Raw genomic sequence first — 7,639 nt, 5'->3', positions numbered from 1 at the left:
GCTCGGCCGCGTCCGCGGCGGCGGCGACAACGGTGAGCAGGGTGCCCTCCACCGGCCGGGCGACCGCGGTGTACGCGGCGGTGGTCGCGGACCGCAGCGCGGCGGCCAACTCCCGGCCGCGCACCGCCGGCACCGCGGCGACGGCGTCGGCGAAGCCGCGCAGGATCTGCGACAGGATCACCCCGGAGTTGCCCCGCGCCCCGAGCAGGGCGCCCTGGGCCATCAGTCGCGACGCGTGCCCGTGCGCGGTCGACCCGCTGTCGGGCAGGGTGTCCAGGTCCATCGCGAGAGCCTGCTGAGCCGACGTGAAGGTGAGCACCAGGTTGGTGCCGGTGTCGCCGTCGGGCACCGGGTAGACGTTGAGCTGGTCGATCTCGCCCTGGTGGCGCTTCAGCGCCGCCAGCCCACCCACACACCAGCGGCGGACCGCTGCGGCGTCGAGGGTGTCCAGCACGGCCAGAAGCCTACTGGCGCGGACTGACACCCGTCGGACTCGTCCGGCGTGTCCGCTGGACCGGGGCGGTTGGCCGGGTCGGCGGGTCATCGGGTAACCTGACGAGGTTGCCCGGGCAGCACCTGCCGGCGACCCCATGAACGTATCAATCCCAGGAGTATCCCGTGGCTAGCGTGTGCGACGTCTGTGGCAAGGGACCGGGCTTCGGCCACAACGTGTCCCACTCGCACCGGCGGACCAACCGCCGCTGGAACCCGAACATCCAGTCGGTGCGTACCCCGGCCGGTGGCGGCAACACCAAGAAGTTGCAGGTCTGCACCTCGTGCATCAAGGCCGGCAAGGTCACCCGCGCCTGACGCGCGGCACCAACCTCATACACACGGCGCAGCCGGCGGACCTCTGCGGTCCGCCGGCTTTTGTCGTGCGCATCCCCGTCCGGTCTGCGCCGGGCCGTCCGGTTCCTCGGGCCGGTCAGAGGGTGCGGCCGAAGGAGACGCAGCCCTCGGCGTCCTTGTAGAAGCCGAAGTTCGGGATCCGCTCGTAGCCGGCGGCCGTGTACATGGCGATCGCCTCGGGCTGCTTGTCGCCGCACTCCAGGACGATCCGCTTGCGGCCCTGCTCACGTGCCGAACGCTCGACCGCCGCGAGGACGCCACGGGCGACACCGCGCCCGCGGGCCGCCGGGGCGGTGTACATCCGCTTCAGCTCCGCGGTGTCCGCGCCGTGGCTGCGCCAGCCCCCGCAGCCGACCGGCTCGCCGGCCAGGTAGGCGACGAGGAACGCGCCGTCCGGCGGCTCGAACTCGGTGGCGGCCACCGGGGTGTCGTCGCCGGTGCCGCCGTAGCGGGCACCGAGGTCGGCCAGCGCGTCGCGGATCAGTTGCTGCGCCACCGGCGCGTCGAAACGCACCAGCCGGATCTCGATCTCACTCACGGTGTCCAGGATACGGCGGGAGACGGGCCTCACCGGAAGTGGTCCCAGCCGCTCGGGCCGTCGTAGGGCAGCCCGTCGACGGTCACACCAGCACCGTCCGTCACCACACCGATCCGTCGCCACTCCGGCGGCAACGCCACCGCCGGGGGGAACGTCGCGGCCAGCGCGTGGTCGTCGCCACCGGCCAGGAGCCAGGTGTACGGGTCGACGCCGAGTGCCTGCGCCGCGTCGGCCATCTGCCGGGGCACCTCGAACGCGTCGCGGCGTACGTCGATCGCCACCCGACTGGCCGCGGACACGTGCCCGAGGTCGGCGAGCAGGCCGTCCGACACGTCGATCATCGACGTGGCGCCCAGCCGGGCGGCCTGCGGCCCGGCCTGGTACGGCACCAGCGGCCGCCGGTACGCCTCGACCAGCAGCCGGGGCGTGCGGAAGCCGCGGGTGAGCACGGTCAGCCCGGCCGCCGCGTACCCGGTGCGCCCGGCCAGGGCGAGCACGTCGCCGGGGCGGGCGCCCGAGCGCACCACCGGCGGTCGGCCGCCGAGGTCACCCAGAGCGGTGACCGCGACGGTCAGGGTGGGGCTGGCCGACATGTCCCCGCCGACGACGCTCGCGCCGACGGTGCCCGCCTCCGCCCCCAGCCCGTCGGCCAACTCCTCCGCCCAGCCGGTGGGCAGGTCCGCCGGCATGCAGAGAGCGACCAGCAGGGCGGTCGGGGTGGCGCCCATCGCCGCGATGTCGGCCAGGTTGGCCGCCGCCGCCCGGTGTCCGACGTCACGCCCCGACGACCAGTCCCGCCGGAAGTGCCGCCCGTCGACCAGCACATCCGTGGAGGCCACCACCCGGGCGTCCGGCGCGGCCACCACCGCCGCGTCGTCTCCCGGGCCGAGCAGGGTCGTCGGCCCGACCGGCAGCCGGGCGGTGATCCGCCCGATCAACCCGAACTCGCCGATCCCGGCCACGCTGGCGGCACCGCCGACGTTCCGTCCGTTCTGCCCGGCACCGCCGCGCTCGCTCACCGCTGCTCCTTGACCACCGATAGGGATCGGACCTGCTCCGTAAGGTAGTTTCACCCTTCGGGCCGCCCCGCGGCGGCGACGGACGGAGGTCGAGTCGTGGTACAGGCGTACATCCTCATCCAGACCGAGGTCGGCCGGGCACGTGACGTGGCCGGTCTCATCGCGGACCTTGCCGGCGTGGTACGCGTCGACGCCGTCACCGGGCCGTACGACGTGGTCGTCCTCACCGAGGCGAACACCGTCGACGAGCTCGGCAAACTCATCGTCAGCAAGGTGCAGATGGTGCCCGGCATCACCCGCACCCTCACGTGTTCGGTGGTGCGGTTGTAAGTGGACGAGATGACGACCTCCTCTTCCTCCGCTGCTGTCGACGACGACGAAACGCCCGGCGGGACGCCCGAGCCGGCTGACGGTATCCGCGAGCCGGAGGACCCGGGCGCCGACGCGCCGGGCGGCCGGGATCGGACGATCCGCGGCGCCGCGCTGCTGGCCACGTTGATCGCGCTGCCGGTCACCCTGCTGGTTGCCGTGCTGGCCTTCGCGAAGCTCTCCCCGGACGCGCCGGCCGCCGCGCCGAGCCCCTCCGCGACCACGTCCCGGGCGCAGTCCTCCACCCCCGTGGAGATGGCCGCCCCGGCGCTGGCCGCCCGTCCGGCCACGGTCTGTCGCGCTCTGGTCTCCCAGCTGCCGCAGACCATCCGCGACCTGGCCCAGCGCCCGGTCACCGCCGGCCCGGAGCAGAACGCGGCGTACGGCGATCCGGCCCTCACCGTGACCTGCGGCGGCACCGAGCCGACCGTCCCGGCCACCGACGAGGTCTGGCGGGTGAACTCGGTCTGCTGGCACCCCGTCGAACAGGGCGACGCGACGGTGCTCACCACGGTCGACCGGGAGACGCCGGTCACGGTAACCATCCCGAACTCCTACCAGCAGCCGTTGCAGTGGGCGGCGCCGATCTCCAGCACGATCGTGGCGACGGTGCCCTCCGGCGGTGCCGTACCCGCCGGCTGCCGGGGCTGACCCGACCGGCGCCGGATCGGCCGGGCTGACCCGACCCGCGCCGGCTCGGCGCGGGCGGGCCGGCGGCCTCAGTGCAGGCCGACGCCGCGTCGCTGGGCGGTGCGGATCAGGCGGTTGACCAGCTTCGGGTACTCCAGGCCGGAGGCCGCCCACATGCGCGGGAACATCGACGTCGGGGTGAACCCGGGCATCGTGTTGATCTCGTTGAGGTAGACGTCCAGCTCGGGGGTGACGAAGAAGTCGGCCCGCGCCAGACCGGCGCAGTCCAGTGCGGTGAACGCCCGGACGGCGTACTCCTGCACCTGGCGGGTCACCTTCTCCGGCAGCCCGGCCGGGATGCCGTACTCGCAGGAGTCGTCGAGGTACTTCGCCTCGAAGTCGTAGAAGTCGTGGTCGGCGACGACCCGCACCTCGGCCAGGACGGATGCCTCGGGCGCACCGCCGGCCTCGCCCTCCAGCACACCGCACTCGACCTCGCGGCCGACGATGGCCGCCTCGATGATGACCTTGGGGTCGAACTGCCGCGCGGTGGCGACCGCCGCGTCGAGCTGCGCCCAGTCGGTGACCCGGGTGATGCCGAACGACGAGCCGGCCCGGGACGGCTTCACGAAGACCGGCAGGCCGAGCCGGTCCTTGTCCTGTTCGCTGAGCGTCATCCCGTTGCGCAGCACCGCGTACGGGCCGACCGGGATGCCCTCCACCGCGCAGAGTTTCTTGGTGAACTCCTTGTCCATCGCGGCGGCGGAGGCGAACACGTTCGCGCCCACGTAGGGGATGCCGGCCATCTCCAGCATTCCCTGGATGGTTCCGTCCTCGCCGTACGTGCCGTGCAGCACCGGGAAGACCACGTCCACGTCGGCGAGGGCGCGGGGGCCCTCGGTCGGGTCGAGCACCATCAGCCCGTTGCCGGTGGGGTCGGCGCGCAGCACGATGTCGTCGCCGGAGTCCGCGGTGATCTCCGGCAGCTGGCGGGCGTTGATCGCGAACTGGGCGGGATCGCCGCTGGTCAGCACCCACTGGCCGGCCCGGGTGATGCCCACCGGCACCACCTCGTACTCGTCGGGGTCGAGCGCGCCGAACACGCTGCCGGCACTGACACAGGAGATGCCGTGCTCCGGGCTGCGGCCGCCGAAGACGATCGCCACGCGGGTCTTGCCTGGGGTGGTCAAACCGGTCACCTCTTCGTACGCGACTGCGGCTGGTCGTGCTCGCCGGTGGCGCTCACCCGGTTGACCTTACTGTGCGTGGCGGTGGGGCGAGGCGATACCCGACGAGCCACGGCGGTACGCGGCATTCGGTCAACAGAGGTTATACGGTGCGTGACGGGAGGAAGGGTGCCGCATCGATCGGCGGCGCGGGTCTGCTCAGTCCCGGGCGTGCCGGCGGCCGACCGCGATCACCTTGACCCGCTGCCGGCCGGCCCGAACCATGCCCAGCGCCATGAACGCCCCGGCGATCCGGTCGGCGGCCTCCCTGCTGCTGGCGCCGACCACCTGCCGGCGTCGCTCGGGGGCGGTCCGTTCGTTGCGTTCGATGCCCTCGACGGGACGCACGTCGGTGAGCACCACCAGGAAGCGGGTCATCACCGGCCGCCCGGGTGCACGGCGGGGGGCTGCGGACCGTCACGCACGTCGTCTCCTTCCGGCGGGGCCGGGATGGCTGCGGCACGCGGCGATCGGGCACGGGGGAGAAACCCGATCGCCGCGCGCCCCATCCCCTCCGGTCGCTCACCACCACCGTCGCCACGACAACCGGCGGTGAGGACGCGATGACAGATTGACACGTGTGCAGCCGTGAATGCAACTCTCATCGACGTTCTCTCATGCAGACGTTCCCACAAATGTGTGCGACCATCGATGCATGGCCCCGAAGACCGCCCGCGCCCGCCGGCTCGGCATCGCCCTGCGCCACCACCGGGAAGCCGCCGGGCTGACGCTGGAGACCGCGGCGGATGAGATCAACAGCACCCGCAGCACCCTCTCCCGGTACGAGAACGCCCAGACGCTGATCACCCCGGCCACCGTGCGCGCCCTGCTGACCTCGTACGGGGTGGGCGCGGAGGAGGTGGCATCGGCGGTGCAGCTCGCCAAGGACGCCCGCAAACCGGGCTGGTGGGTGTCGTACTCGTACCTGCTGGACCCCCGCACCATCGACTTCATCGCGCTGGAGGCCGAGGCGACCGCCATCGCCAACTTCGAGCCCTCGGTGGTGCCCGGCCTGCTCCAGACCGCCGACTACATCCGCGGCGTGATGCGCGGCGGCCCACACACCCTCGGCGACGACCTCGTCGAGCAGCGGGTCAAGGTCCGCCTCGACCGTCAGCAGCGGCTCACCGGCGACGACCCGCCGATCCTCGACGCGGTCATCGACGAGGGCGCACTGCTCCGCCCGGTCGGCGACCAGTCGGTGATGGACGGGCAGCTACGCCACCTCGTCAAGATGGCCGAGCTGCCGAACATCACCGTCCAGGTGATCCCCCTCTCCGCCGGCTACCACCGTGGCACCCGGGGTTCGCTGCACATCCTGGAGTTCGCCGATCCGGAGGATCCGATCATCGCCTCGGTGGAGACCGTCGCCGGCCAGATGATCCTCGACCGGGCCGGCGAGACGCGTACCTGCACCAAGATCATGGAGCATCTGCGCAGCGTGGCGCTCAGCCCGGCGGACAGCCGGGCGATGCTCCTGTCAGTCCTGAAGGGACGGTAGGACCGATGACACCGACGATCACAGCGGCGTTGGCCGTGGCGGCGTGGCGCAAGAGCAGCCGCAGCGGCGATGAGGGCGCCTGCGTGGAGGTGGCCGCGATCCCGCGGCTGGTGGCCGTCCGCGACTCCAAGGACCCCGCCGGTCCGGCCCTGCTCTTCCCGCCGACCGCGTGGGCCGCGTTCGCCCAGGCCCCACCCCGCGGCTGAACAACCCCCGCGCCGCCGAGCGGCCCGCCGGGCGCACGGGCGGGTCGGGGACGACCCGGGCGCGCTCAGGCCACGAGCGGACGGGACTCCGGCACGGTGCGCAGGGCCTCCAGGGCTGCGATCGCCACCCCCCGGGCACCGGCCATGTCCCGCTCCGGCACCAGGGCGAAGGTGGCCACGGCCGCCTGTTCCTCCCGGAGCACGGTGTGTTCGCGGACCGTCGCCAGGAACCAGTCCCGGAACTCCGGCGCCGCCTCCACCACCCCGCCACCGACGAAGTACGCGTGCGGGTCGGTGAAGTTGGCCGCCACGGTGAACAGCCGGCCCAACGCCATCGCCTGCTGGGCGAAGAGGTCCCGGGCCAGCGCGTCCCCCTGCTCGCCGTAGCCCCGGACCAGCTTCGCCGCCCGCGCCAGCGGCTCGGCGGCCAGCGGGTGGTCGGGGTAGCGGGTCAGCCAGTACGGCAGCAGGTTGCGCTCGATACCGGTCAGCGAGGCGACGCTCTCCACGTCGCCGGTGAAGCCGCAGGCGCAGGTGGGCTCCGGCTGCCCCGGGCCGAGCAGCCCGTTCAGCGGGATGTGCACGTGACCCAGTTCCCCGGCCATCCCGGCCGCGCCGGCGATCACCCGGCCGCTCTCGACCACCCCGCCGCCGAGGCCGGTGCCGACGATCGCGGCGACCGACGACCGGCTCATCGCGTCGGCGCCGAAGAACACGTGGTGGGCGTAGAGCGCCGCCGCGTTCCCGTCGTTGTGGTAGATCACCGGCAGACCGAGCCGCCGCTCCAGCGCGCCCCGCACGTCGAAACCGCGCCAGGCCGGCTGGGAGAAGTTGGTCGAGCCACGCGACGAGATGACGCCGGCGGCGCTGGCCGGGCCGGGCGTGTCCAGCCCGACCGCCCGGACCAGCTCGCGCGGCACGCCGGTCTGCGCCAGTGCGCCGTCCAGTGCCCGGGCCAGCGCCTCGATCGCCGCTTCCGGTCCGGCGCGCACCTCGCTGGGGATCTCCAGCAGCCCGTCCACCAGGAACCGGCCGTCCACCGTCAGCACCGTGGCGTTGTTGCTGGTGCCGCCGTTGTCCAGCCCGACGACCACCGGCACCCCTGCGCTGCCCACCGAAACCGCCTCCCGCCGTCATGAGTGTGAGCCGAGGCTAGTGCCAACCCCTCTCCCCCCGCCACGCCCGGCCCGACCCGCCCCGTCATCATGAGTGTGGTGGGTGACAAAGTAACCGTTATGGCGGTGAAGGAGGCACCACAACTCCATGATCGACCCGGGTCAGGCGGGTCAGGTGGGGCGGTG

The 7,639-nt window shown here is 73.0% G+C and carries 11 protein-coding genes; 5 read left to right on the top strand and 6 right to left on the bottom strand.

The window, feature by feature from the left end; translation table 11 throughout:
- The coding region (locus JNW91_RS27640) for a DAK2 domain-containing protein (RefSeq protein WP_203178367.1) at positions 1 to 454 on the bottom strand (454 nt) is incomplete at its 3' end.
- A 164-nt stretch (positions 455 to 618) separates the two neighbouring features.
- Between JNW91_RS27640 and rpmB the strand changes: the two genes are divergently transcribed.
- On the top strand, positions 619 to 810 hold the full coding sequence (gene rpmB / locus JNW91_RS27635; protein ID WP_007456456.1) for a 50S ribosomal protein L28: 192 nt from the start codon (positions 619 to 621) through the stop codon (positions 808 to 810).
- A gap of 115 nt (positions 811 to 925) precedes the next feature.
- Here the strand turns inward: rpmB and JNW91_RS27630 are convergent, their stop codons facing one another.
- Together JNW91_RS27630 and JNW91_RS27625 are read right to left on the bottom strand one after the other, a co-directional pair.
- Entirely contained in the window at positions 926 to 1,387 is a 462-nt protein-coding gene (locus tag JNW91_RS27630) for a GNAT family N-acetyltransferase (RefSeq protein ID WP_203178366.1), read from the bottom strand.
- A gap of 29 nt (positions 1,388 to 1,416) precedes the next feature.
- Positions 1,417 to 2,349, bottom strand: a complete 933-nt coding sequence (locus JNW91_RS27625) for a thiamine-phosphate kinase (RefSeq protein ID WP_203178368.1) — start codon at positions 2,347 to 2,349, stop codon at positions 1,417 to 1,419.
- Between the two features lie 153 nt (positions 2,350 to 2,502).
- Here JNW91_RS27625 and JNW91_RS27620 point away from each other — a divergent pair, with 153 nt between their 5' ends.
- On the top strand, positions 2,503 to 2,736 hold the full coding sequence (locus JNW91_RS27620) for an Lrp/AsnC ligand binding domain-containing protein (RefSeq protein WP_013284547.1): 234 nt from the start codon (positions 2,503 to 2,505) through the stop codon (positions 2,734 to 2,736).
- Positions 2,737 to 3,426, top strand: coding sequence for a DUF3515 family protein (locus tag JNW91_RS27615; protein WP_309244501.1), 690 nt, complete (start codon positions 2,737 to 2,739; stop codon positions 3,424 to 3,426).
- Between the two features lie 68 nt (positions 3,427 to 3,494).
- Here JNW91_RS27615 and JNW91_RS27610 read toward each other — a convergent pair whose 3' ends face one another.
- On the bottom strand, positions 3,495 to 4,595 hold the full coding sequence (locus JNW91_RS27610) for a D-alanine--D-alanine ligase family protein (RefSeq protein ID WP_203178362.1): 1,101 nt from the start codon (positions 4,593 to 4,595) through the stop codon (positions 3,495 to 3,497).
- A 195-nt stretch (positions 4,596 to 4,790) separates the two neighbouring features.
- Positions 4,791 to 5,009, bottom strand: a complete 219-nt coding sequence (locus tag JNW91_RS27605; protein ID WP_203178360.1) for a hypothetical protein — start codon at positions 5,007 to 5,009, stop codon at positions 4,791 to 4,793.
- A 277-nt stretch (positions 5,010 to 5,286) separates the two neighbouring features.
- Here JNW91_RS27605 and JNW91_RS27600 point away from each other — a divergent pair, with 277 nt between their 5' ends.
- Both JNW91_RS27600 and JNW91_RS27595 read left to right on the top strand, forming a co-directional pair.
- Positions 5,287 to 6,132 carry a helix-turn-helix domain-containing protein gene (locus JNW91_RS27600; protein WP_203178359.1) on the top strand — a complete coding sequence of 282 codons (846 nt, stop codon included), beginning with the start codon at positions 5,287 to 5,289 and terminating at the stop codon, positions 6,130 to 6,132.
- Between the two features lie 5 nt (positions 6,133 to 6,137).
- Positions 6,138 to 6,338 (top strand): DUF397 domain-containing protein, encoded by a 201-nt coding sequence (locus tag JNW91_RS27595; RefSeq protein WP_203178357.1) that lies wholly within the window; start codon positions 6,138 to 6,140, stop codon positions 6,336 to 6,338.
- Positions 6,339 to 6,403: 65 nt separating this feature from the next.
- Here JNW91_RS27595 and JNW91_RS27590 read toward each other — a convergent pair whose 3' ends face one another.
- The gene (locus JNW91_RS27590; RefSeq protein WP_203178355.1) at positions 6,404 to 7,453 is read right to left on the bottom strand and encodes an ROK family protein; all 1,050 of its coding nucleotides are present in this window, start codon (positions 7,451 to 7,453) and stop codon (positions 6,404 to 6,406) included.
- Positions 7,454 to 7,639: the final 186 nt, after the last annotated feature.

Origin of the sequence: Micromonospora parastrephiae, from assembly GCF_016802865.1 — a bacterium.
Lineage (GTDB): Bacteria > Actinomycetota > Actinomycetes > Mycobacteriales > Micromonosporaceae > Micromonospora > Micromonospora parastrephiae.
This window is presented reverse-complemented; position numbering and strand designations above follow the sequence as displayed.

Coding starts and splice junctions, on each gene's coding strand:
- JNW91_RS27595 (WP_203178357.1), top strand. CDS start 6,138: ATGACACCGACGATCACAGCGGCGTTGGCCGTGGCGGCGTGGCGCAAG.
- JNW91_RS27600 (WP_203178359.1), top strand. CDS start 5,287: ATGGCCCCGAAGACCGCCCGCGCCCGCCGGCTCGGCATCGCCCTGCGC.
- JNW91_RS27605 (WP_203178360.1), bottom strand. CDS start 5,009: ATGACCCGCTTCCTGGTGGTGCTCACCGACGTGCGTCCCGTCGAGGGC.